23 protein-coding genes are annotated in these 25926 nt (G+C 38.1%); 14 read left to right on the forward strand and 9 right to left on the reverse strand.

Annotated elements, in window-relative coordinates; translation table 11 throughout:
* Positions 1–286: 286 nt before the first annotated feature.
* Together AC6ER9_RS04510 and AC6ER9_RS04515 are read left to right on the forward strand one after the other, a co-directional pair.
* Positions 287–442 (forward strand): ornithine carbamoyltransferase, encoded by a 156-nt coding sequence (locus AC6ER9_RS04510; protein ID WP_497075179.1) that lies wholly within the window; start codon positions 287–289, stop codon positions 440–442.
* 36 nt (positions 443–478) lie between these two features.
* Positions 479–1474, forward strand: a complete 996-nt coding sequence (locus AC6ER9_RS04515; protein WP_497075180.1) for an Hsp33 family molecular chaperone — start codon at positions 479–481, stop codon at positions 1472–1474.
* Positions 1475–1787: 313 nt separating this feature from the next.
* Here AC6ER9_RS04515 and AC6ER9_RS04520 read toward each other — a convergent pair whose 3' ends face one another.
* Genes AC6ER9_RS04520 through ccmA form a run of 5 tightly spaced genes read right to left on the reverse strand, consistent with a single transcriptional unit; the run spans position 1788 to position 4709 of the window.
* Positions 1788–2381, reverse strand: coding sequence for a DsbE family thiol:disulfide interchange protein (locus AC6ER9_RS04520; protein WP_497075181.1), 594 nt, complete (start codon positions 2379–2381; stop codon positions 1788–1790).
* Positions 2356–2607 (reverse strand): hypothetical protein, encoded by a 252-nt coding sequence (locus AC6ER9_RS04525; protein ID WP_497075182.1) that lies wholly within the window; start codon positions 2605–2607, stop codon positions 2356–2358. The genes AC6ER9_RS04520 and AC6ER9_RS04525 overlap by 26 nt, the downstream gene beginning before the upstream one ends.
* Positions 2601–3374, reverse strand: coding sequence for a heme ABC transporter permease (locus AC6ER9_RS04530; RefSeq protein ID WP_497075183.1), 774 nt, complete (start codon positions 3372–3374; stop codon positions 2601–2603). Before AC6ER9_RS04530 ends, AC6ER9_RS04525 begins: the two co-directional genes overlap by 7 nt.
* Before the next feature lie 46 nt (positions 3375–3420).
* Positions 3421–4086 carry a heme exporter protein CcmB gene (gene ccmB, locus AC6ER9_RS04535; RefSeq protein WP_497075184.1) on the reverse strand — a complete coding sequence of 222 codons (666 nt, stop codon included), beginning with the start codon at positions 4084–4086 and terminating at the stop codon, positions 3421–3423.
* An 11-nt stretch (positions 4087–4097) separates the two neighbouring features.
* Positions 4098–4709 carry a heme ABC exporter ATP-binding protein CcmA gene (ccmA, locus tag AC6ER9_RS04540; protein ID WP_497075185.1) on the reverse strand — a complete coding sequence of 204 codons (612 nt, stop codon included), beginning with the start codon at positions 4707–4709 and terminating at the stop codon, positions 4098–4100.
* 299 nt (positions 4710–5008) lie between these two features.
* Here ccmA and acnA point away from each other — a divergent pair, with 299 nt between their 5' ends.
* From acnA to gpsA, 11 genes are all read left to right on the forward strand, one after another.
* Complete coding sequence (acnA, locus tag AC6ER9_RS04545) at positions 5009–7693, forward strand: aconitate hydratase AcnA (protein ID WP_497075186.1); 2685 nt, start codon at positions 5009–5011, stop codon at positions 7691–7693.
* A 241-nt stretch (positions 7694–7934) separates the two neighbouring features.
* Positions 7935–8201, forward strand: a complete 267-nt coding sequence (rpsT, locus tag AC6ER9_RS04550; RefSeq protein WP_497075187.1) for a 30S ribosomal protein S20 — start codon at positions 7935–7937, stop codon at positions 8199–8201.
* Between the two features lie 704 nt (positions 8202–8905).
* Positions 8906–10477: a chromosomal replication initiator protein DnaA gene (gene dnaA, locus AC6ER9_RS04555; RefSeq protein ID WP_497075188.1), complete on the forward strand. Its 1572-nt coding sequence runs from the start codon at positions 8906–8908 to the stop codon at positions 10475–10477.
* A 189-nt stretch (positions 10478–10666) separates the two neighbouring features.
* Positions 10667–11788 (forward strand): DNA polymerase III subunit beta, encoded by a 1122-nt coding sequence (dnaN, locus tag AC6ER9_RS04560; RefSeq protein WP_497075189.1) that lies wholly within the window; start codon positions 10667–10669, stop codon positions 11786–11788.
* Positions 11789–11808: 20 nt separating this feature from the next.
* Positions 11809–12942, forward strand: a complete 1134-nt coding sequence (recF, locus tag AC6ER9_RS04565; protein WP_497075276.1) for a DNA replication/repair protein RecF — start codon at positions 11809–11811, stop codon at positions 12940–12942.
* Positions 12943–12995: 53 nt separating this feature from the next.
* On the forward strand, positions 12996–13442 hold the full coding sequence (gene aroQ, locus AC6ER9_RS04570) for a type II 3-dehydroquinate dehydratase (protein WP_497075277.1): 447 nt from the start codon (positions 12996–12998) through the stop codon (positions 13440–13442).
* A gap of 133 nt (positions 13443–13575) precedes the next feature.
* Entirely contained in the window at positions 13576–14550 is a 975-nt protein-coding gene (gene cyoA / locus AC6ER9_RS04575; protein WP_497075190.1) for a ubiquinol oxidase subunit II, read from the forward strand.
* Positions 14551–14625: 75 nt separating this feature from the next.
* Entirely contained in the window at positions 14626–16644 is a 2019-nt protein-coding gene (gene cyoB, locus AC6ER9_RS04580; RefSeq protein WP_497075191.1) for a cytochrome o ubiquinol oxidase subunit I, read from the forward strand.
* Positions 16641–17309, forward strand: coding sequence for a cytochrome (ubi)quinol oxidase subunit III (locus AC6ER9_RS04585; RefSeq protein WP_497075192.1), 669 nt, complete (start codon positions 16641–16643; stop codon positions 17307–17309). The genes cyoB and AC6ER9_RS04585 overlap by 4 nt, the downstream gene beginning before the upstream one ends.
* Positions 17309–17977, forward strand: a complete 669-nt coding sequence (gene cyoD / locus AC6ER9_RS04590) for a cytochrome o ubiquinol oxidase subunit IV (RefSeq protein ID WP_497075193.1) — start codon at positions 17309–17311, stop codon at positions 17975–17977. Before AC6ER9_RS04585 ends, cyoD begins: the two co-directional genes overlap by 1 nt.
* Positions 17978–18378: 401 nt before the next feature.
* Positions 18379–19383 carry an NAD(P)H-dependent glycerol-3-phosphate dehydrogenase gene (gene gpsA / locus AC6ER9_RS04595; protein WP_497075194.1) on the forward strand — a complete coding sequence of 335 codons (1005 nt, stop codon included), beginning with the start codon at positions 18379–18381 and terminating at the stop codon, positions 19381–19383.
* Positions 19384–21604: 2221 nt separating this feature from the next.
* Here the strand turns inward: gpsA and fabI are convergent.
* Genes fabI through fabA form a run of 3 tightly spaced genes read right to left on the reverse strand, consistent with a single transcriptional unit; the run spans position 21605 to position 24258 of the window.
* A complete protein-coding gene (fabI, locus tag AC6ER9_RS04600; protein ID WP_497075195.1) occupies positions 21605–22423 on the reverse strand; it encodes an enoyl-ACP reductase FabI in 819 nt (272 codons plus the stop codon).
* Between the two features lie 44 nt (positions 22424–22467).
* A complete protein-coding gene (gene fabB / locus AC6ER9_RS04605; protein WP_497075196.1) occupies positions 22468–23691 on the reverse strand; it encodes a beta-ketoacyl-ACP synthase I in 1224 nt (407 codons plus the stop codon).
* A gap of 57 nt (positions 23692–23748) precedes the next feature.
* Entirely contained in the window at positions 23749–24258 is a 510-nt protein-coding gene (gene fabA, locus AC6ER9_RS04610; RefSeq protein ID WP_497075197.1) for a 3-hydroxyacyl-[acyl-carrier-protein] dehydratase FabA, read from the reverse strand.
* 233 nt (positions 24259–24491) lie between these two features.
* On the opposite strand from fabA, the gene irrA reads away from it, so the two are divergent.
* Positions 24492–25031 (forward strand): iron response transcriptional regulator IrrA, encoded by a 540-nt coding sequence (gene irrA, locus AC6ER9_RS04615; protein WP_497075198.1) that lies wholly within the window; start codon positions 24492–24494, stop codon positions 25029–25031.
* 19 nt (positions 25032–25050) lie between these two features.
* On the opposite strand, the gene AC6ER9_RS04620 is transcribed toward irrA, so the two are convergent.
* Positions 25051–25611: an SH3 domain-containing protein gene (locus AC6ER9_RS04620; protein ID WP_497075199.1), complete on the reverse strand. Its 561-nt coding sequence runs from the start codon at positions 25609–25611 to the stop codon at positions 25051–25053.
* Between the last annotated feature and the right edge of the window lie 315 nt (positions 25612–25926).

Genomic DNA, 25926 nt, shown 5'->3' on the forward strand with positions numbered 1-25926 from the left:
AAATAAAGTGCTCCATTCCTTTATTAAAGCTGTGGCTCTTTTTGATTTTCATTTTCATATTACCACTCCAGAGGAGAGTGAACTTCAAGAACAATTTATAGATTGGGCAGTCAAATGGGGAACGCATCTTACGCTACTCCATAATCCTCCAAAGTAGCTAAAAATGCTGATTGTATTACGACCGAGTCTCGACGGGATAAGAATTTCATACTTGCAGTTATTGTATTTTTCAGCCTTATCACGTCAATGAAGTTTTCATGACATTAGCAAAACTTGATACTTTTTTATGCATTGCCTACTTGCTCATCGTAGGGGAGAAGTTACCAAGACTGTGATTGGTGGACTACATTCAGTTATTTTCGATGAGGTTGAAAATCGTTTTCATGCTCAAAAAGCGTTTCTGTCTTGGTATTTACAAGATGCATTTTTCTCTCCACAATAGTCTTCTTATAAAAAATTATAATAATAAGGTAAAGCCATGAATGAATCCGCTAAAGATGAAGTCTCTTTCAACCATATCTCTTTGCATGAAGATGATTGTGTTATTCCTTTTCAAGTTGAAGAACTTGATATCCGTGGACGTGCCGTACAACTTGGGGAAACTTTAAATTCTATTCTTAACAGACATCAATATCCTGAATCGGTTTCATCTCTTCTGGCAGAGGCTTTACTTTTAACTGTTCTACTTGGAACCTCTCTCAAGCTTACGGGAAAATTTATTTTACAAACCCATTCCGATGGGCCGGTTAATATGTTAGTGTGTGATTTTTCTCCTCCTTCTAGTTTACGTGGATACGCTCGTTTTGATAAAGAACAGCTTAAAGAAGCCATGGACCATGATCAAACATCTTCAAAAACACTTTTAGGAAAAGGCACTTTAGCTTTCACGATTGATCAAGGACCCCACATGCAACCCTATCAAGGGATAGTGGCATTAGATGGATCAAATTTACAGGAAGCTGCTCGTACTTACTTTGATCAGTCAGAGCAAATTCCAACCGATATCCGTTTGGCTGTTGCTATATTAATCAACCGTGATCAACAAGGAAAGCCGCAAAAAAGCTGGCGAGCTGGAGGTATTTTGACTCAACTTTTGCCTCAAGCATCGTCCCATCATAAAATAGCTGCTCCTCATCAAAAGCGAGAAGAAACAAAAACCCAATTGGATAACCAATGGCAAGAAGCTAAAATACTTATGGCAACGATTGAAAGTTCAGAATTAACAGATCCTCAAGTTGGGAGTAAACAGCTCTTGTTCCGTCTTTTTCATGAACGAGGTGTGAGAGTTTTTAATCCTTTATCTCTTGTTGATCAGTGTTCTTGTTCACGCGAAAAAATTAAAGGAATCTTAGAAGGGTTTCCGATTGATGAACGCAATAAAATGGTTAAAGATACATATATTTCAGTCACATGTGAATTTTGCTCGAAAACCTATCGTTTTACACCACAAGAACTTTTGGAAGAAAAAATATAATCAATTTCATAGAAAAATGATGATTGCAATAAAAGCCCATTTTAGTTTGTGCTCTAAAAACGTAAAGCATAAGCTTATATGAACCTCTAGAATATTTCTTTCTTTAGCTTTTTTAGGCGTATGCGAATGATCTTTCTGTTGAAATCATTATTCAGGTTATATAATTTTGTGAAAAAGGGCTCTTTGTAAAAGATACTTTTTTCTCTTGAAAGGGATTCTTTTTTACTTTTTAGTTTATTGCTTACAATGAATCCTTTTATAAAACTCATGAATATATTGATAAACTTTATTTATAAATCAATATGTTAATATTTTATTTTTCTTCTGTCATAATTGCTTGTTCAATTTTTGGGAGAATTTTTTTCTGATAAATTTGCCATGTTAAAGGACCAACATGTTTAGCGATAATGATACTCTCTTTATTTAAGAGAAAGGTTTCTGGTGGTCCATATACCCCCCAATTAATGGCTGTATAGCCTGAAACATCAAAGCCAATCAATTTAAAAGGATTCCCGAAGTTATTTAAAAAGCGCAGGGCATTTACTTTGTTATCCTTATAATTAATACCAATCAGATCAAAACGTTTATCTTGTGCAATTTTCATAAGAAGAGGATGCTCTTGGCGACAGGGTAAACACCAAGAACCCCAAAAATTGACCAATGTTACACGTCCTTTAAATTGTTTTGAATTGAGATAATTTTCTTTATCAAGAAGAGGAAGGTACGTATTGGGGGCAGGCTTTTCAGCCAATGCATTTGGAAGAAGAGAAGGATCTTGAGAGTATTCCTTATCCATAAAATTGAAAAAAAGCGCGATGAGAAGAAGAAACAGTACAAATGGTCCAAAAAGAACAAATACAACAGGTGAAGATATATTTTTTTTAAGTTTTGAAGGGGTGTTCTTCATTGTATTTTTCTTTTGGCGACAGTTCTTTTTTGTTTAGCTGTTGGAGAATTTTTTTTTGGTATAAAGCTTTGCAAAACATATAGCCAAGGAGGGATAAGAGGGATATTGCAGAAAGTACATAGCTTAAAACAACAATTTGCTCGTGTTTTAGGGTTCCAAGGAAAAAGTCAATTTTTTGCGATAAGTTTCCTAAAAGCCCGCTGTGAATGCCATTTAGGTCTAGCATGATGAAGAGTCCTGTTGTTGTATACGACGGGATTTTTGGGTCTGAAGTATTTGGATATAACGATGATTAATTTCATTTCGCATCGCCATTAAATAGAGCGTAATACACATAAAGATGAAACAAAATAGCATTGTTATAAGGGGCCATAACATAGCATTGTCGATTGTTGGTCCTCCAGCACGTAACAGGGAGGCTGGTTGATGCAATGTATTCCACCAATTAACGGAAAATTTAATAATAGGAATATTAACAAATCCAACAAGGGTAAGAATTGCAGTAGCACGAGCAGCTTTTGCTTGGTTATCAAAAGCACGTCCAAGCAGAATAATGGAAAGATAGATAAAAAGCAGAATTAAAACCGATGTTAATCGTGCATCCCAAACCCACCACGTTCCCCATGTTGGTCTCCCCCACAGCGCTCCTGTCATGAGAGCCAAGGCGGTAAAAATTGCTCCAATATTTGCACCACATTTGAGAACCACATCAGCAAGATGATATTGCCAAATCAAAGTTCCTAATGCTGCTACACTTATTAATACATAACAGAATGTAGATAACCACGCGAAAGGTACATGAAGGTACATAATCCTAACAGTGATACCCTGTTGATAGTCGTCTGGGGAATGCATCACTAGAATAAGCCCTAAGATAAGAAGACAAACCGTTATGCTGGCGAGCCAAGGCAAAACGATACTGCTTATTTTCATGAAACGGGTAAAACTTGCAGGCCATGACCTTATTTTATGTGTATGAGATAGTTCATTCATGAAATTCATAATAGGCAGAGTTTCGCTATACGGCAATCATCTTTTATTATTCTGATAAAAGCTTGAGTGTTAAGGCAGAAACAAAAGAACTAAAAAGACTCAAAAGAAGTGAAAAAGCGCTAAGAAGCGCTAAGGATGCGAGAAAAGAGGCATTTGGATTTGTTGGGGCAGTTGCAGCTGAAACGCCAAAAATCATAATGGGAATAATCCACGGTAAGATAATGATGAAAATAAGAAGAGTGCTGTGTAACAATGAGGCTGCAAGTGCCGCTCCTATAGCGCCAATAAAAACGATAGCTGGTGTTCCGCATAAAAGGGTAAGGATTGTTGTAAAAGTTATCGTGACATCTAAGTGGAGCATGAGGGCTAAAATAGGTGTTACAAAAATGAGCGGAAGCATTGTTCCTATCCAATGAGCGATGCATTTGGTAAAAACAATCAGTGTAAAACTTTGTTGTTGTCCTGAAAGGATAAATTGATCGAGATTGCCATCATCGCGATCGATTTGAAAAAGTTTATTCAGATTGAGAAGTCCTGCGAAAAGGGCTCCAAACCACAATATTCCTGGTCCTATTTGAGCAAGAGTTTTGGGATCTGGTCCAATGGCAAAAGGGGTTATAATAACAACAGCAATGAAAAACAATAGTCCTGTGAGTGAAGAAGTTTGTGGTGCTAATAATAGTTTAAGATCACGCCAGAATAGTGCTTTCATTTTATTCTCTCCTAGAGAGGTAAAAATTTTTCCAGAGCAACGGTATGGTTTTCTGGAATACCTAGGGAATTATGGGTTGCGGCGATAATCATACCGCCTTGATTGAGATGACGCTGGAAAATATGAGAAAGGCGTTTTTGAGCATGGCTATCAAGCCCAGATATTGGTTCGTCTAAAATCCAAATAGGACGATAAGAGAGCAAAAGTCGGGCAATAGCGACACGTCTTTGTTGTCCAGTGGACAGAGCGTTAAAGGGTAAATATTCAAGATCAGAAAGACCAATATCGGCAAGGGCCTCATAGGGGGAGTATAGAGGTTGACCATAAAACTCTGTCCAAAATTGCAAATTGTCTATGACAGATAAGAAAGGTTTCATGGCATTTTGAGACCCGAGATAATGACACGCAGTTGCAACAGGATATCTTTGATCATGGTCTTTAAGGACGATTTGACCTTCATCAACTTTAAGAAGACCAACAATGATTCGCAGTAATGTAGATTTTCCGATACCATTGGGACCGGTAATGGTCATCAGTTGCTGTGGAAATAAACAAAAAGAAAGGTTTTTGAATAGAGTTTCCCCGTTTCTATAAGCTGCCAATTTTTTTCCTGATAACATCATTGGATTGCCTGTTTTGCTTTAATTTCCCTATTTTTTATTGCATTAGAGCATAAAAAACACGTTTTTTATGCAATTGTCCCTAGAATAGTTCTAGAAATAGTTCTATAAGAGATGTGTTACATCAATATCTGGTGTAAAATGGTTTTCGGCGCTGATTTCCGCATTTACCTATCAAAGGTGGAGGGGGAAATGGATAGCGGAGGTGGTTGCGTCTGCGCTCAAGCTGCGACCTTGACTCGTAGTTTGTGTTGTTCATTCCTGGAAATTGGGTAGTTTTTAGTATGAGGGTGGACACAGTCATGACTCACATTGATAGTTTTAATTGTCGCAGAACGTTAAATGTTGGTGGCAAAGAATATACTTATTATAGCTTGATCGAAGCGGAGAAAAATGGACTTGAAGGTATTTCTCGTTTACCATTTTCGATGAAAGTTATTCTTGAAAATTTATTGCGATTTGAAGATGATCGCACAGTTAAAAAAGAAGATATCCTTAATGTTGCTAAGTGGTTAAGCGACAAAGGAAGTGCGGAGGCAGAAATTGCCTACCGTCCTGCACGTGTTCTTATGCAAGATTTTACGGGTGTTCCTGCTGTTGTTGATCTTTCTGCAATGCGTGATGCTATGGTTAAACTTGGCGGTAACGCTGAAAAAATTAATCCTCTCATCCCCGTTGATCTCATCATTGACCATTCAGTCATTGTTGATGATTTTGGCACTCCCATGGCTTTTAAGGAAAATGTTGAGCATGAATATGAGCGCAATGGTGAGCGCTATCGTTTCCTTAAATGGGGACAGCAAGCCTTTCAAAATTTTCGGGTTGTTCCTCCAGGAACAGGGATCTGTCATCAGGTAAATCTTGAATATTTAGCGCAATGCGTATGGATGAAGAATGAAGAGGGGGCTGAGACGCTTTATCCAGACACTTGTGTGGGAACTGATTCGCATACAACGATGGTCAATGGTTTGGGTGTTTTAGGTTGGGGAGTTGGTGGTATTGAGGCTGAAGCGGCAATGTTAGGCCAACCTGTTTCTATGTTGTTACCTGAAGTGATTGGTTTTCATCTAACAGGGAAACTTAAAGAAGGTGTAACAGCCACTGATCTCGTGTTGACGGTAACTCAAATGCTCCGCCAGAAAGGTGTTGTTGGTAAATTTGTTGAGTTTTTTGGTCCTGGTTTGGAACATATGACGCTTGCTGATCGGGCAACGATTGGGAATATGGCTCCTGAATATGGGGCAACCTGTGGTTTTTTCCCAATTGATAATGAGACAGTGCGTTATCTCAATATGACAGGGCGTGATGAAAATCGGATTGCTTTGGTCGAGGCTTATTCCAAAGCACAAGGGATGTGGCATGATGAAATGGTGGCTAGTCCCATTTTTAGTGATACAATTGAATTAGATATGGGAACCGTTGTTCCTTCTATGGCTGGTCCTAAACGTCCTGAAGGACGTATTGCATTGGAAAATGTTGGGCAAGGTTTTGAGAAGGCGTTGGTCGAAGATTATAAGAAGACTGGACAAGATGAGCGTTATCCGGTTGAGGGTGAAGAATATACGCTTGGTCACGGTGATGTGGTGATCGCTGCGATTACATCATGTACGAATACATCAAATCCAAGTGTTCTTATTGCCGCAGGTCTTTTGGCACGAAATGCTGTGGCAAAAGGGCTCAAGAGCAAACCGTGGGTAAAAACCTCTCTTGCACCTGGTTCACAGGTCGTTGAAGCTTACCTTAAAAGTTCAGGTCTACAAAAAGATTTAGATGCATTAGGATTTAACTTAGTAGGGTTTGGGTGCACGACATGTATTGGAAATTCTGGTCCTCTGCATCCAGCTATTTCTAAAACGATTAATGACAATGGTGTCATTGCAGCTGCAGTTCTTTCAGGAAATCGTAACTTTGAAGGGCGTGTTTCCCCTGATGTACAAGCCAATTATTTAGCTTCCCCTCCATTAGTTGTCGCACATGCGCTTGTTGGGACGGTGTGCAAAGATTTAACCAAGGAACCTCTTGGTGAAGATTCAGATGGTCAACCGGTTTACTTAAGAGATATTTGGCCAACTTCTCAAGAAATACAGGCGTTTATCGAAAAAAATGTTACGCGTAAGGTTTTTGCCGAAAAATATGCCGATGTCTTTAAGGGAGATGAAAATTGGCAAAAAGTTCAAATCCCTACAGGTTCTACCTATTCTTGGGATGAGCAATCTACCTATGTCCGTAATCCCCCTTATTTCGATGATATGAAGAAAACGCCGGATGTCTTATCAGATATCAAGGATGCACGGATTTTAGGTTTGTTTGGTGATAAAATCACGACAGACCATATTTCTCCTGCTGGTTCTATTAAGGCTGCTTCTCCTGCGGGCAAATATTTAATGGATCATGGTGTTAAAGTGGCTGATTTTAATCAGTATGGAACGCGTCGTGGGAATCATGAAGTTATGATGCGTGGGACCTTTGCTAATATTCGCATTCGTAATTTCATGTTAGGAGAAAATGGTCGAGAAGGAGGTTATACGATTCATTATCCCTCAGCGGTAGAACAAGCCATTTATGATGCAGCAATGGCGTATAAACAAGAAGCTGTTCCGCTTGTTGTTTTTGCAGGTATTGAATATGGCAATGGATCATCACGCGATTGGGCAGCCAAGGGGACCAATCTTCTTGGTATAAAAGCGGTGATTGTGCAATCTTTTGAAAGAATTCATCGCTCTAATCTTGTTGGTATGGGTATTGTTCCTTTTGTTTTTGAAGAGGGGCTAAGTTGGAAATCTTTAGGCTTAAAGGGAGATGAAAAGGTAACAATTGAAGGGATTCATAACTTGAAACCTCGTCAAAAGACTGTAGCAACAATTACTTTTTCTGATGGTACGGTAAAGACTGTTCCATTATTATGCCGTGTTGATACTGAAGATGAATTAGATTATTTGCATCATGGTGGGATTTTGCAATACGTCTTGCGTAAGCTAGCCGTTTAAATGCCTTTGTTTTTTGAGGAATGTCTTTAAACGATTAAGCTATAAAGTTGCGCATCAAAGAATTTGACTTCGTTTTTTATGTCTGTCGTTGAAAATTCAATTGACGTTGGCTTTGACATTGCGCTATAAGTCGCACGAATTATAAGCAGCTTTATAGGTTTGCTTGGGTTAGGTTTGTTTATATTGGTAGAGTTATTCTGTAGACTTATTTTACCAAACTGTTGAAAGAGAGATTATATTTATGGCGAATACACCTTCTGCTCGAAAAGCAGTGCGCAAGGTTGCAGCGCGCACACAGGTTAATAGGGCCCGCCGTTCACGTGTTCGTACTTTTATACGTAAGTTTGATGATGCTTTAGCTGGGGGTGATAAGGCGGCTGCGGAAATTGCATTTAAGAATTTTGAGCCTGAGATTATGCGTGCGGTTTCTAAAGGGGTTTTTCACAAAAATGCTGCTGCGAGGAAAGTATCGCGTTTAGCGAAGCGTTTGAAAGCTCTTAGCGCTTAAGTTTTTATTTATTGAGAATAAAGCCAGCATCCATCAAGGATGCTGGCTTTTTATTTATTGCTTTAAAAAATTTCTGTTTAAAATAGGAATCGGCAATGATTCTCCTCTTGAAAAAGGAGAAAAAATTTATAGGGAGAGCATGGTTATCCACAAGCTTTGTGGATTTTTACAGAGTCTTTTTTGTCAAGCATTTTATTTTTTTTTTAAAATCTGAAGAGATTCTTTAATTATTGGTAAATTTAGAGAAAAAAAATGAATTGAATCAATAATTTTTTCATTCTTTATTGATATAAGCATTTTTGGGGGGATCTTTTGATTTTATTTTGACCTCTTGCATTTTACCTCTGCTGTTTTGTATGCTCCTTGTGAAGACTGAAAAGCATGAAGGGGTTACATCAGCGTGTTATTCTGTATTTTATTGAATACAAGATGCTTTGGTTTAGACTTTATAAAGCTTTTGTGTTGGAGAGGTTTTCTAGCGTTTTTTTAGTTTTCTTAATTGGTATGTTTACCATTTTAGAAGGTTGGGTCATATCATGAATACATGAGTACAAGTAAATCTTATTGGTCATCTTTATTAGTAGGGTTGTGATGAGGCTATCCTAGGGGAGGGTAAGTAATCTTATTGGGGATAGGGCGTTTTGCTTCCACTAGGTTTATTTAGGTGTTTGGCAGGACAAATTTTATTTTTATCAGGATGGAAGATGGTGGATAAATTGAACTCTAAAGCTAGTTCCTTTAAAAGGGTTTCGGTAGATGTCTTGTCGACAGAGAATATAATAAAGGATAGGATGACAGAGAATGATGGGGCCGTTTGTAGAAGTTCTTCTGTAGGATATTCTATTGTTTCAGAGGAAGAAAGTGCAGCGGCTTTTATACGTGTGATGGCACAATTAAAGGCCCAAGTTGGTGTTGAGGCTTATACCAGTTGGTTTGGTCGTGTGAAGCTTGCTGAGTATAGTCATACGCTTGTAAAGCTTTCTGTTCCTACAGCTTTTTTACGTTCATGGATTAATAATCACTATGGTTCTCTTTTAACAAATTTATGGAAACAGGAGAATTCATCGATTCTTCGTGTTGAAGTTATTGTTCGCGGTATGGAACGCGTTTCAAGAGATGTTGTTTGTAAAGCAAGTGCACCTTCTGTTGTGTTGGAGGCGCAGGCGACTTCATCTTTTGTTGAGAATTGTCCAGAGCATTCAATCAAGAGTTCTCAGACGGGTGTTTTTGGGTCTCCGCTTGATTCTCGCTATAGTTTTGAAACTTTTGTTGAGGGGGCTTCTAACCGTGTTGCTTTAGCGGCTGCACGTTCAATTGCGGAGGGGCATAAAAGTGCTTTGCGTTTTAATCCTCTTTTTATTCATGCCTCTGTTGGTTTAGGAAAAACACATTTGCTTCAAGCAATTGCCGCTTCTGCCTTGAAGCGTTTAACGTCTGCGCGTGTTATTTATTTAACTGCTGAATATTTTATGTGGCGTTTTGCAACCGCTATTCGTGATAATGATGCTCTTTCTTTTAAAGAACAGCTTCGCGATATCGACCTTTTGATTATTGATGATATGCAGTTTTTGCAGGGTAAGTCGATACAACATGAATTTTGTCATTTGCTTAATATGTTGCTTGATAGTGCAAAACAGGTTGTTGTTGCTGCAGATCGTCCACCAGCAGAATTAGAATCGCTTGATTTGCGCGTTCGTTCTCGTCTTCAAGGAGGGGTCGCTCTTGAAATTGAAGCACCAGATTATGAAATGCGTTTGCAAATGTTACGTCAGCGGTTGAAGGTTGCACAACAAGATGATGGCATGATATCAATTTCTGATGATATCTTAGAATATATTGCGAAAACGGTTTTAGGGTCTGGGCGTGATATTGAAGGAGCATTTAATCAGCTCTTATTTCGTCAATCTTTTGAGTCTGATTTATCTTTGGAGCGGATTGATGAGTTATTAGGTCATTTGACACGTCCCGGTGAACCTAGACGCATTCGGATTGAAGAAATTCAGCGTACGGTAGCACGTCATTATAATGTTTCTAAACAGGATCTGTTATCTAATCGTCGAACACGGACGGTTGTGAAGCCACGGCAAGTTGCAATGTATTTAGCAAAAGTATTAACGCCACGCTCACTGCCAGAAATTGGACGTCGTTTTGGTGGACGTGATCATACAACAGTTTTACACGCTGTGCGTAAAATTGAAGATTTGGTTTGTGGCGATCAGACCTTGGCTAAGGAACTTGAATTGCTTAAGCGGTTGATTGGAGAACAGGCTGTATAGCGTTTATCATTTCTTTCTTTGGAGAAACTTTAAAAGATTTAATGGAAAGATTTATTTTTTCTTATTCAGGGGTGACTTGCCATTTTAAGAGAGCTTTAATAAAATCCGGTAGGTGATTCTTTTAAGAGGGTCTATTATTTTAATTCTGAGGAATTTTTATCGTTTTTTAGTAAATTATACAGGATTTTTATGCGTATTACAGTTGATCGCAGTCAATTTCTCAAGTCTCTTGGTCGTGTTCACCGTGTGGTAGAGCGCCGTAATACTGTTCCTATTTTATCGAATGTATTAATTGATGCCGAAAATGGCCGCGTTCAGTTAAAAGCAACAGATCTTGATTTAGAGGTTACAGAATCTTTTACAGTTAATGTTGAACAAGCTGGCGCAACGACTGTTCCGGCATATTTGCTCTATGATATTATTCGAAAACTTCCTGATGGCAATGAGGTTGTATTATCTGTCGATGAGAATCAAGCAAGTGCGATGTCGATTGTTTCGGGTCGTGCGCATTTTCAGCTTCAATGTCTTCCGAAGGCAGATTTTCCAGAATCGCTTCCTGGGCAGTTTAGCTATCGCTTTTCTCTATCGGCGTCAGGGTTAAAGCGTTTACTTGATTGTACGCAATTTGCTATTTCTACTGAAGAAACCCGTTATTATCTTAATGGTATTTACTTCCATATTATTAACGATGATGTCTTGAAATTGCGTTTGGTTGCAACAGATGGTCATCGTTTGGCACAAGTTGAAATGGAAGCTCCTTCAGGCGTTGAGGGAATGCCCGGTGTTATTATTCCCCGTAAAGCTGTAGGAGAGTTACAGAAACTTCTTTCAGAAGAAAATGATAGCGATGTATGTATAGAGCTTTCAGAGACAAAGATTCGTTTTTCTGTGGGTTCTGTGATTTTTACTTCGAAGTTAATTGATGGAACATTTCCAGACTATCAACGTGTTATTCCCCTTGGGAATGATAAAGAATTAATTGTGAATAGGCAGGACTTTTCTTCTGCAGTTGATCGCGTTTCAACAATTTCAAGTGATCGGGGGCGCGCGGTTAAGTTAATGATTGAGCATGGACAGTTGAGACTTGTGGTTAACAGCCCTGATTCTGGCAGCGCAGAAGATCAGTTAGCTGTAACTTATACATATGATCCACTTGAAATAGGGTTTAATTCACGTTATCTTTTAGACATTGCTGGGCAACTTTCAAGTGATGAGATGGTTTTTATGCTGTCGGATGCTGTAGCACCTGCTCTCATTCGTGATAATAATGATGCGGATGTGCTTTATGTACTGATGCCTATTCGTGTTTAGGGGCAGTTGTTTTGCAATGCATGGCTGGTCATGTGCACAAAGTGGCAGTGAGACAGCTGAGGCTTTTGCGTTATCGTAATTATGCTTCTTTGGAGATTGATTTTTCAGGTCAGCATGTGGTTTTTACTGGCCACAATGGTGCTGGTAAGACAAATCTTTTAGAGGCGTTATCTTTTCTTTCTCCGGGGCGTGGTTTAAGGCGAGCCTCTTATTCTGATATTAGTTTTTCAGATGGTAGAGGTGAAGGATTTGTTGTTTTTGCACGCCTTGAATGTGCTCTTTATGGTGAAGTAAAGATTGGTACAGCTTTAGAGATTAGCGATAACAGTCGAAAGGTTCATATTAATGGTGTGAATGAGCCAAGTGATTGTTTAACAGATTACTGTCATATAAGTATCTTGACGCCTTCTATGGATGGTCTTTTTATGGGGCCTTCGCTTGAGCGCCGACGTTTTTTAGATCGTATGGTTTTGGCGATAGATCCTTTACATAGTCGCCGCATAGCTGATTATGATAGAGCTATGCGCGCACGTAATCGCTTGTTTTTGGATGGAAATGAAGATTATGCTTGGTTTGACGCTTTAGAAAAACAGATGACAGAACTAGCGGTAGCTATTTCTGCAGCGCGTATTGATGTTATTCGGCTTTTAAACGACATGTTTACACAAATGCCATCTCAGATACCCTTTCCACGGGCTTTTTTGCAAATTGATGGTTTTTTGGAAACGGCTCTCAGTAGATTATCAGCGACTGAAGTTGAAGAGCAATTTTGTGATCGGTTGCAGCATAATCGAGCAATAGATCGTGCTGCTGGGCGAACATTAGAAGGACCACATCGCGCAGATTTGCAGGTTTTTTATGCGGATAAAAATAGAGCAGCAACATCTTGTTCAACGGGCGAACAAAAAGCGCTGTTAACAGGTTTGGTTTTGTGTCATGCACGCCTAACAGGTATGATGTCGGAAAGGGCTCCTATTCTTCTCCTTGATGAAATGGCTGCTCATCTTGATTCGCACCGTCGTGCTGCCTTATTTGACATTCTGGATGATTTGGCTGTGCAAACATTTATGACAGGCACAGATCGTCTTTTATTTGATGACTTAAAAGGACGTGCAGAATTTTTTGAGATTAAGGATGGCTCTTTATTGCTGTAAAAAACATGCTAAATATTTTGTAATAAGTGATGATCGAGAAGAAAAGGCTTGCTATGTCTGGGATGATAACGATTTTAAATGGTCCTAATTTAAATTTTCTGGGTCAACGTGAGCCAGAAATTTATGGAACTGAAACTCTAGAAGATATTGAAAAAAATTGCAGAGAATGGGCAAAAAGAGCCAAATTTATCATAAATTTTTATCAAAGTAACTGTGAAGGTCAATTAGTAGAATGGATACAAGAAGCAATAGGGCTAAGTTCTGGATTGATCATCAACCCAGCGGCTTACAGTCATACATCTGTTGCTCTTCTTGATGCCCTAAAAATGTTTTCAGGGCCAAAAGTAGAAGTTCATTTATCTAATATTTATCAACGTGAAGCTTTCCGTCACCATTCTTATACATCTGCAGGTGTAGATGCTATCATAACTGGATGTGGAAGTGATGGGTATCGGTTTGCACTTGAATATATTGCGAAACAATTACATTATAATCAGTAAAAAGCAAGTGTTGGATCATTGGATTAAGAGTGGTATAGGCATTGAATTCACTTGATAATTATTTTCAAATCTGTACAATATGAGGTATTATATTTATGACAATTTTTAGTGCGTGTGACGGGGGTAAATAAAGATGAAAAGCTTTGTTAGACAATTGGAAATGCTTGTTATTTTAGGGGGAATAGCACTACTTTTGTCTGGTTGTAAAGTTGATGTTTTACAACCATCAGGTTATGTTGCACGTCAACAGCTCATTTTGATTGCTATTTGTGTGCTTGTTATGCTTTGCGTTGTCATTCCAGTTATGGTGAGTGTGGTATTTTTAGCGATAAAATATCGTGCGTCGAATACGAAAGCGGAATATGCTCCTGACTGGGCGCATTCAAATAAAATTGAAGCAGTGATGTGGGGTATTCCAATTTTGATCGTAATGGTTTTAGGTGCATTAACAGCTTATTATACCTATAAGCTTGAGCCTGAAAATCCTCTTCCAGTAGAAGTTGTGGGTGAAGGAGAGCCGTTGCAGATTGATGCTGTCGCTCTTGATTGGAAATGGGTTTTTATTTACCCTCAATATGGTGTTGCATCGATCAATGAAATTTACGCACCTAAAGGACGTCAAGTTTTATTGCAATTGACGTCAGAAAATTCTGTCAATGCTTTTTGGGTTCCTAAACTGGGTACGGTTCTTTACGCTATGCCGCAGATGAACGCTAAGTTGCATTTAATCGCTGAAGAAGAGGGAGTATTCAAAGGGTCCTCAGCAAATTACAGTGGTGATGGTTTTTCAGGGATGCGGTTTAAGTGGCATTCTGTGTCTTCGCAAAATTTTGATGATTGGATTATAAAAGCTCGGGCTAATGGTCGAGTGCTTGATCGTAAGTTTTATCGTCAACTTTCTATTGCGCCTCGTATGGGTGATATTGCTGCGAAAGAAAAAGATGCTGAAGTTCGTTATTTTGCACCTGTTGAGAAGCGGCTTTATTATCGCATTGTTAATCGATGTGTTGATGAGAATACAGTATGTAATGAAGATTTAATGAAACGTGCTGCTGCTCAGACGCTATGGGGTGCACTGTGTTCGGTATTTGATCCTGAGGTTATTTAAATAATCAATAAAGAAAGAGCCCTTTTAACATAAGGTTTCTTTAAAACTTGAATTTCATTTGAAATGGGTTAAGAAATGTTTGGAAGACTTACAGATCCTACGGCAGGTGCTTTTCATGCGCTTGCACATGAACCGATCGTTTTATATACGTGTATTGCGATTGTTTTGGTTGGTTTAATTGCTGTTGTTGCTTTAACAGTGCTTGGGTGGTGGGGGATTTTATGGCGAAATTGGATTACTACTGTTGACCATAAACGCATCGGTATTATGTACATCATTCTTGGAATTATTATGCTTGTTCGCGGTTTTGCGGATGCGATTATGATGCGAACGCATCAAGCTTTAGCTCTTGGGAGTGAAGCAGCGGGTTATTTGCCCCCTGATCATTTTGATCAAATTTTTTCTGCGCATGGCACGATCATGATTTTTTTCATGGCCACGCCCATTTTATTTGGTCTTTTCAATTATCTTATACCGCTTCAAATTGGTGCGCGTGATGTTGCTTTTCCCTTTGCAAATAATCTAGGTTTTTGGATTACGGCAGCAGGGGCGATCTTGATTAATATATCACTCGGTGTTGGTAATTTTGGCCGTGGTGGTTGGCTTATGTATCCACCTTTTACAGAGTTGCAAACAAGTCCAGATACAGGGGTGGACTATTATTTATGGTCACTTCAGCTTTCTGGTATCGCGACAACAATGGGAGCAATCAATTTCATTGCAACGATGATTAAGATGCGTGCTCCTGGCATGACAATGATGAGAATGCCGATCTTTTGTTGGAGTGCTTTTGTTAGCAATGTTCTTATTTTAGTTATTTATCCTGTTTTAACTGTAGCCTTTGCACTCTTGGCATGTGATCGTTATTTAGGCATGAATTTTTTTACCAATGTTGGTGGTGGCAATCCGATGGTATGGATTAACTATGTCTGGATCTTTGGTCATCCTGAGGTTTATGTTTTGGTTGTTCCTGCTTTTGGAATTGTTTCTGAAATCGTGTCGACTTTTACGTCGAAACGCCTCTTTGGTTATATCTCCATGGTATGGGCCATGTTGGTTATTTTAATTCTTTCGCTTCTTGTTTGGGGACATCATTTCTTCACAATGGGTGGCGGTGAAGCTGTAAATACTTTCTTTGGTATTGCGACAATGATTATTGCTGTCCCAACGGGTGTAAAAGTCTTTAATTGGTTGCTTACTATGCAGAAAGGTCGTATACGTTTTGAGCCTCCAATGCTTTGGTGTATGGGGATGATCTTTACGTTTGTTGGTGGTGGGTTAACCGGTGTTTTATTATCGATTGTTCCTGCTGATTGGCAATTTCATAATTCGCTGTTTTTGGTAGCGCATTTCCATCATACAATTATTGGAGGTGTGGTTTTTGCTTATTTAGCAGGACTTGCTTTTTGGTTTCCAAAAGCTTTTGGTTATAAACCAAACCGCATGTTAGGTATTGCTTCTTTCTGGTGTTGGTTTGTTGGTTTTTACCTTGCTTTCTTTCCCGTTTATGCGCTCGGTTTAATGGGGGCAACACGTCGTCTTCAACATTACATGGAACCTAGTTGGCAGCCAATGTTTGTAATAGCAGCACTGGGTGCTTTTATTATCTTGCTTGGTATCCTTTGTTTTGTTCTGCAAGTTGTTTTGGCAATTTGGTATGGTATTAAACATAAAGGACATTTGCCGGTAACGATAAATGATTCTTGGGGTGATGCACGGACCCTTGAGTGGTTTACTTCTTCACCACCTCCTTCCTATAATTTTGCTCTTCTTCCGAAGATAGAGTCTGATGATGCTTATTGGAATATGAAGAAAAGTGGTTATCAACGTCCGACAAGTGGATTTACAAAAATTCATATGCCGTCGAATACATCGGCTGGAATTATTGCTGGCTTCTTCTCACTAGTTGTTGGCTTTGCGCTTGTTTGGCATATTTGGTGGCTTGTTGCGGTCGGGCTGATTGGTTTTATTGCAACACTTTTGTGTCATTCATTAACAGGTGATCATCATGGTTATTATATTCCAGCTGAAGAAGTACAAAAAACTGAAGATGCCTTTACAGCTGTTCTTAAAGAACAAGGAGTGACAGTATGAGTGCTGTAACAATGAATAACGCGAGTACAGTGGATGAGCTTCATCATGATAGTAGCTCGGTCATGACGTTTGGTTTTTGGGTCTATATTCTTTCAGACTTGATTCTATTTTCGACACTTTTTTCAAGTTTTGCTGTTTTTTCTGCTTCTTATGGTGGTGGTAAAGCGGGCAATGAATTTATAGATTTAAAGTTTGTTTTGGTTGAGACGGCTTTCTTATTGTTGTCATCAATTACTTATGGGTTTGCAATGGTACAGGCACATAAGAATAACATCAGTGGTGTGCGTTTATGGATGGCCATTACCTTTGTACTTGGAGGCTGCTTCATTGCTATGGAGCTTTACGAATTCCATGAATTATTGGGTGAGGTCTTTTATTACGATCCTCGTGCTTATGCTGGTATTGACCCTGTAACAGGTTTACAGCTTTTTGGACGGGAGATACTTTCTGCTTATTGGTCAGCATTTTTTGCTTTGGTTGGCACCCACGGACTTCACGTAAGTGTTGGTCTTCTTTGGATGGTGGTGATGTTTTTTCATCTTCGTCGGAGTGGTTTAGATAAAGATAATAAAACACGTTTAGCATGTCTTTCTATTTTTTGGCATTTACTTGATATTGTGTGGGTTGGTGTTTTCACCATGGTTTATTTATTAGGAGCGTTGTGATGAGCATGCAAAATGAAGCACATGGTCCCAGTACTGGTTCCTATTTGATTGGTTTTATTCTGGCTGTATTTTTCACTTTGGGTTCTTTTATTCCTGTAATGTATGGAATGATGGAAAGTTGGGCCATTAGTACAAAGGTTGCATATCTTATTGGGATGGCACTTATCCAGATTATAGTACAAATTGTTTTCTTTTTGCACTTGAGCTCTGGTCCAGATGCAAAGTGGAATTTAACTGCTTTATGGTTTGCTGCTATTTGCGTTTTTATTATTATTGGGGGAACTTGGTGGGCTATTTCCCATTTGAATTATAATATGATGGGTGGTTCAGGACGTGTTATTGAACCGAAAATATCGGGTGTAGACGGTGCTTCAGTATCTGAGCCATTGTCAAATAAAGATATATCTGTGAGAAAACAGCCAGAAAAGATTCTGGATTCACAAATGCCTATGGAGCAAACGCCGGATATGCAAACTCCTGTGGATCAAGTTCCTAGTTCAGAAATTCCTATGGAGCAAGTTCCAAGTATGCAGTCTCCTGTTGATCAAGTACCTGGTTCAGAAATGCCTATGGAGCAAGTTCCAAGTATGCAAACTCCTGTTGATCAAGTACTTGGTTCAGAAACTCCTATGGAGCAAACACCAGGTGTGCATTCTCCTGTAGAATAGTTGTGAGAAATGCTTGTAGGGCTGATGCGGACTGTATCAGCTCTTACAAGGTGCTACTGTAGAAATTCTTAGGATATGAAAGAGGGGACTTAAGTGTAAGATATCAGTGAAATGCGTATCATGATTTTGACTGTGCTTTTGTTTTTAACAAGACGGTCCATTGAGTGTTTCGTCAAGCTTTAAAACAAATAGCTATTGTAGAATATACAAAGAATGGTTTTTATAAAATTCAATATAAAGAAAGAGAATGTAAAAAAACAAGTTTTTATGTTGTGTGCGATAAAGCTACGAAGAAATAACATTTTAGTTTTATAGGATTTATATTAAAGATAACATTGAAGTTATTTGTAATAATAAGAAGCAGTTGAAATCGAAAATTTAGAGAATAAACAGAAAGTTTAATGAAAACCATTGCGATGACAGTTATTGGTGCTGGTTCTTTTGGTACTGCATTAGCGATTGCTCTTGCTCGTAATGGTCATAATGTTGTACTTTGGGGATATAATTCTCAACATATCAAAAAATTACAGGAACAACGTTGTAATCAAATATATTTACCTGATATTCGATTTCCTGAAAATTTATTACTTGAAGTTTCCCTTGAAACTGCCATAACAGCAAGTGATGATATATTAATTGCTGTTCCAAGCCATGTATTTCATCAAGTGTTGTGTAATATTCAGCCTTATTTGGATCAACATTCACGCGTTATTTGGGCAACCAAAGGTTTAGAGCATGGTACTGGACGTCTTTTACAAGAAGTCGTTCGTGAGATTTTAGGTGAAAAAATCCCTTTAGCTGTTTTTTCTGGACCAACTTTTGCTAAAGAACTCGCTCTTGGTTGGCCTACTGCAATGACGATAGCAGCTTCTGATGTTGAGTTTGGTAAAGAGCTACAACAACTTTTTCATTGTGACAAAAATTTTAGAGTTTATAAAAGCTCAGATATGATTGGTGTTCAATTAGGGGGAGCCGTCAAAAATGTTATTGCTATAGGTGCAGGAATATCAGATGGCATGGGATTTGGGGCAAACGCACGAATAGCTCTCATCACACGAGGATTAGCTGAAATCAGTCGTTTAGGGGGCGCTATGGGGGCTGAGCTTTCCACATTCATGGGAATGACAGGTTTAGGTGACCTTGTTTTGACATGTACAGATAATCAGTCGCGTAATCGTCGTTTTGGAATACTTCTTGGTAAAGGAATAGAGATAAAAGAGGCGGAAAAACAAATTGGTCAGGTTGTGGAAGGCTACTTAAATACCAAAGAAGTACATATGTTAGCGCAACGTCAAGGGGTGGAAATGCCCATTGTAGAGCAAATTTATCAAATTCTTTATTGTGGTAAAAACGTAACTGAAGCGGCTAACACATTACTAAGCCGCGCTCTTAAGGACGAAATATAATACGATCCTTGTGTTTTTAAATATTTCCAATCTTAAAAAAATAGAAGCATTCTATGAAGAAATATAAAATAGATTTTGTTGATAATTTTATGAGATAGTTATAACTCGAAAAATTATAGATTTATGTCGTTTGATTTTTTTTATGAAAAATGGCTGAAATATAAAAGCTTTGGTTTTTGTTAAGACATTGCTTTGAAATAAATTATCGTTTCCACTTAAATATGTTTTGTAATACAATGAAAGCGATATTGTGATTTTCTTTTAAACGCATCTCACAATAATATTTACAAACAGAATAATTAGAAGATTTATTGGGGAAAAACATCTCATTTATGTAAGGTATAAGCTAAAAATATCATTTCCTATTACCACAATTTCCAATATTATTTGCCGCGTGTAATAGCTTTTTCATGCTAGATAGGGGGGAGAGGGTTTTGTTTATATAAGCTCTGAAAAAAGATGGGCAACCTAATTTGGTAAGAATATGAAGTTTTAACAATCCAGTTCCCATCTTTACCATCATTTTCTTATTCAGCTTTACTAATTCCAAAAACATCTAAAGCAATATTTTTTAAATCGCCGTAGATTATCTCATGCTTTTGTTTTTTCTTGTTCTTGGGGTATGTTCTCAAGCACAACACAACACTATTGCTCTTTCACGTACTTTTTAAAAGGTATCTCTCAATACATATAATTTCATTCCAAAATGCTACTATAAACAGTATAATTAAAATCTCTGAGAAATACATAAAAACGCATCATGTTTTTTCTCTTAAAGTTTTGTGAAGAAGAAAGCCGAAATTATTACATATTTTTCCAGCTCACCAATTTAGGCTAAGCTTTAACATTTGAGACGGTTCAGAAAGATATTTACACCTTTTCTTTTCCTACAGATTAATTCTGTTTTTTTATATGCAAAAAGCGATTTTTTTGATTTGAATATGAAGGTCTGAAATTGAAAGAATATTATTGTATTTGTGATTATCTTCTAAGTTGAAAAATAATGTGATTATAAAAATAATATTGAGTTGTTTCTATTAAATTAGAATTCTAAATATCGAGAGATTCTCTCATTTCAAATCTCTCTCATGTTGAATCAACAAAAATTATTCTCTTGCACGTTACAAGTAGGAAAAGCCGTGTGGATAAAAACGATTAAGAAAGGACTGAAAATTCTTCTTATAACCCGTCTAAAGTTCTAAAAACTGTTGCTACATTGGGAAGAAAATATAACGATGGTGTCGGCTTTTTTCTTCATAAGCATAAAAACGAGGGCACAATGGCTTTTATGGCTACACAAATGGTTATTCCCATTGCGAAATGGGCTTGAGGGCAAGATGTCTCTTAAAAAAACACTTGAATTGGCAACCTAAGTGTATTGAGTTTAGGGTGTTCTATTTTGCATGAGGATCATGACCCAAAAAGATATGCGATAAACAAAGGCATAATCTTCATGGTTTAAAAATATTGCTGTCGATACTTTTGAAAGTCGTACAGTTGAATTAGAGGATGATGGTAAGGCTTGAAAGATGGCTTATACCTTTATATTCTTTCCATAATTATGTTGTCTCCTCGTTTCAGAGATAAATCAAACAGAGAGATGCAACATATTTGCTCCTATCTGGCCTATACAAAGCTGCAACAGTAGAGAAAGTAATAAACCTGCCTTTGTCCTTATGTTACAGCTTTAGGACTGGATGTTGATTTATAAGCAGTAGAAAAAGTATAGGACTTGTTGGGAAAATAACGCTATAAAACACAAAACTTTCGAGCAAAATAAATGGATTGTAGAGGTATGGCAGCTTTTTATGCAAAACAACAACGCGATATAATTGTCTCTGTGTTTTCTTATCCTTATAGTATAGGGATTTGTACACAGTCCTTTGTGTTATATGTATAAAAATTAATTGAAAAAAATATCAATTATACTTGGCTCGAAAATATGCAAAGAAAGCGTAATTCTACCATAAAATTTCGTTTTTTCTTGTCATCAGAGGGATTAAAAATTTTAGAAATAAGCACGTTTTCTCTCTCGGAATGATTTTTGTATTCTGCGACAGATTATGGTCCCCTTGGTGAGGGTTATATGCCCCATTATATATGCAACAGATTGGTCTTAAAGCCTTTCCCATGATGTGTCGGGTTTAGCGAGACAGCACTCAATATACGATTTAAAGTACCCTATATATGATCAATTTACTTGTTGAAGTCGGATGTTTTTTTATCCCTCTGGGGAATCTTCAGTTTTTTTCAGTTCTTCAAGTATTGGCATAGACATGATGTTATAGCCTGAATCAACATAATGGATTTCACCTGTAACGCCGGATGATAAATCAGAGAGTAAATAAAGGGCAGATTGTCCAATTTCCTGAATATTCACGGTACGACGTAATGGGGCATTACGACGTTGATGTGAAAATATTGCACGTGCAGCTGCAATACCATTACCTGCTAAGGTTCTAACAGGACCCGCTGAAATTGCGTTGACACGGATATTTTGCGGGCCAAAGTCCGCTGCTAAATAACGAACCATAGCTTCTAAAGCAGCTTTAGCAACCCCCATGATATTATAATTAGGCACAACTTGCTGTGAAGCACCATAGGTAAGGGTTAAAAGTGCTCCTCCATTAGGCATAAGCTTGCCTGCACGCTGAGCAATTTCAGTAAAGGAATAAGCTGAAATGACCATTGTACGTTGAAAGTTTTCACGTGTTGTAACATCAACGTAACGTCCTTTTAGCTGATTTTTATCTGAAAAACCAATGGCATGGACAATAAAATCAATCGTTTTCCATTCTTTTTCAAGTTTCTCAAAAACCTCATCAACATTTTCAATTTTTTCAACATCACACTCTAGAACTAATTTGCAGCCAAGCTTATCTGCTAGAGGCTGAACTCGTTTTCCAAAAGCATCTCCTTGATAAGTTAATGCTAATTCAGCGCCTGCTTGTGCGAGTTGACAGGCAATGCCCCAAGCAATTGAATGGTCATTTGCAATTCCCATAATAAGGCCACGTTTGCCCTCCATCAAACCTTTCATATTATTCTCCGTAAGACCGTATTTTTTTCAATTACTAAGAACTTTCATTTATCATAGCGTTGAAAAACAAGCGTTGCATTGGTACCGCCAAAGCCAAAAGTATTTGACAATACGGTATTCAGTTGTTGATGATCACGTCGTTCACGAACAATTGGCATATCAGCAAAAGCTGGATCAAGTTCTTCAATATGGGCACTTTCACAAATAAAATTATGATTTATCATTAATAATGTATAGATCGCCTCGTGGACCCCTGCTGCTCCTAGGGAATGTCCTGTTAGAGATTTGGTGGCAGAAATGGGGGGACATTGATCACCCGCTCCAAAAATACGGCGGATAGCTCCTATTTCAGGAGGATCACCAACAGGCGTTGCTGTTGCATGGGGATTGATATAATCAATTTTATTATTGACTGTTGCAAGGGCCATGCGCATGCATCGTTCTGCTCCCTCTCCTGATGGAGCAACCATATCATGTCCATCAGATGTTGCACCATATCCAACGATTTCTCCATAGATTTTTGCACCACGTGCTTTAGCGCATTCCAGTTCTTCAAGAACCAAAACACCAGCGCCTCCAGCAATAACAAATCCATCACGATTGATGTCATAGGCACGTGAAGCTTTGTGAGGGACGTCATTATATCTGCTAGACATAGCGCCCATGGCATCAAATAAAACAGAAAGTGTCCAATCCAAATCTTCGCAGCCACCGGCAAAGATACGATCTTGCTTGCCATATTGTATTATTTCATAAGCATTCCCAATACAATGATTAGAGGTAGCACAAGCTGAAGAGATTGAATAATTGATCCCTTTTATTTTAAAAAAAGTTGCAAGTGTTGCAGATGCTGTAGAACTCATCGCTTTAGGCACAACAAAAGGCCCAACACGTTTTGGACTCTTTTGGCGTGTAACATCGGCCGCTTCTACGATTGAATGGGTTGAAGCACCTCCAGAACCCATAATAATACCGGTGTGTTCGTTTGATACTTCATGAGGCTCTAGACCAGCATCAGCAATCGCCTGATCCATGGCAATATGATTCCATGCTGTTCCACGTCCATGAAAACGTAGAGCACGTCGATCTACGAGTTCCTCTATATTAATATCGGGTTTACCGTAAACTCTACTACGGAAGCCCAATTTGGCATACTGAGGTGCGTAAGAAATCCCAGATTTTGCTTCATATAAACTGGTTAAAACGGTCTCTGGATTATTTCCAATTGCAGAGACAATTCCCATTCCAGTTACAACAACTCGACGCATCCATACCTCCTTGTTCCATACAGAATAGTAAAAGATTCTTTCTGATGAAAATAATATTCAATCTTCTTTGAATAAAGCAACGCGTAAATCATTCGCCTTATAAATAGTTTCTCCATCTGCTTTTAGCCATCCATCAGCTATTCCTAAGACTAAATTTCCACGTCGAATACGCTTAAAATCTATTTCATATTCAAGAAGTTTGGTTTTTGGTGTTACCATACCTGACAACTTTACTTCACCTGTTGATATAGCCCTACCTTTCCCTGGTTCCCCCAGCCAACCAAGAAAAAAACCTGTTAATTGCCACATACCATCCAACCCAAGACATCCTGGCATAACGGGATCACCTATAAAGTGACAATTAAAGAACCATAGGTCTGGTGTAATGTCAAATTCGGCGCGAACCATTCCTTTGTCGTATTTACCACAAGTTTCACTGATTTGAGTGATTCGATGAATCATCAACATTGGTGGTGCCGGCAATTGCGCATTACCCTTACCAAACATTTCGCCGCGAGCGCAGCTTAGAAGCTCTTCATAAGTGTAGCGAGACTTTTGTTCAGCCATGGTTACTCCATTTATTTGTATATATCTTTATTTCTGCGCTTTTCTTCAACTTACTTTTAGAGCAAATTGTAAAGAGAGGGAAATGATTTTATATCATTTTTAGTGACAAAAGCTCTTTTTTATGTATTCTACATAGGTAATTATTTAAGAATGGAATACAAGATTGCACCATATTATTCCCATTTTTTTGTATTTTTATCCTATTGGAGCGAGAAGGCATTTTGGTTTGTAACATGTCAGGGAGTCCAGACAATTTGGATATGAAGGAAGAGCAACAGTTCACAAAAGAGTCTGGAGAAGGTGTGCAATATGATTCCACTTCTATGTTAGAAAAACGTTTGCGTGAAAATGGTTTGCGTCCAACACGTCAGCGATTGGAACTTGCGCATATGATTTTTTCTCAGGGAAATCGTCATATTACTGCTGAAGAGCTTTATGAGGAAGCGGTGAGGGCCGGTGTTCCTGTATCCTTAGCAACGGTTTACAATACGCTGCATCAATTTACGGAAGCGGGATTGTTACGGATTATTGCCGTAGAAGGTTCGAAGACTTGGTTTGATACAAATACCTCTGATCACTACCATTTTTATATAGAAGGTAAAAATCGTATTCTTGATATTCCTTGCAATTTGGAAGAGTCTCCCATTATTGAGAATTTACCTAAGCCACCAGAAGGTATGGAAATTTCACATGTTGATTTGATTATACGATTAAAACCGAAAAATCAGTTTCGTGATAGGGAGCAAGAATATTCAATGAGGAATAAAAATTGAACTTGGTGCGTTTGAGCATTCACCAGCCTTTTATTTTTTCATCAGGATAGATTCCCCACAGTTGAGATTGATGAAGCCATCCATGAATATTATTAAGAGTGATTTCGCACCATTGTCCATCGCATTGGTGAATATTGCCAATGACATTAGGCTCTACTTCTGCTACAAGTTCTGCATTGTCAATGGGTTTTTTTCGTAGCATGAGCCTTTTTGTTTTATCTTTTTGCCATGGAATCGTTATAGCTGTTCGCTTTCCTGATAAAAGTGATTGATACACCCACCCTTCATCACCTTCCGCATCACGAATTTTACGCCATTGATCATATTCTTGGATGATTTCAATAGGTAATCCCTTTTTTTGATAGGTGAAAATGATAGAATAGTTGCTTCCTGGTCCAACGCGCACATTAACACGGTTAGGTTTAATCGAAGCAAATCGCGGAAGTGGTAAACCACTGGGTCCTAAATTTTGATTCAATGTTTGTGCATGCAACAAACGCGGTGAACCCAATACAATGACTTTTACGATTAAAATACATGATGCGAGCATTAAAACGCGAAACCAACGAGAATTTTGCACACTGAACTCCTTTATTTCATCATATATTGGTCATTTAAAATCTGGAAGATAAGATTGGAGACTAATAAAATTATGCCATATCGCTCGTTAAAGAGATCTAAACAATGAAAAAATTGTTATGAAAAGAGCAAAATAAGGAAAACAAAAGTTTAAATTTCTTAGTATTTATGTAGGGGGAGTTATAAATAAATATTGGATTTTTAGTAAGCTATATGTGTGAGAAAGTTATTAAAATAGCAAAGTATATTGTGGCCAAGGCAGTTTTTGTATAGGGAATCAGAGCTAAAATATTCTCTCTTTTTTCTAAGAATATTT

This window comes from Bartonella sp. SL317 (genome assembly GCF_059687655.1).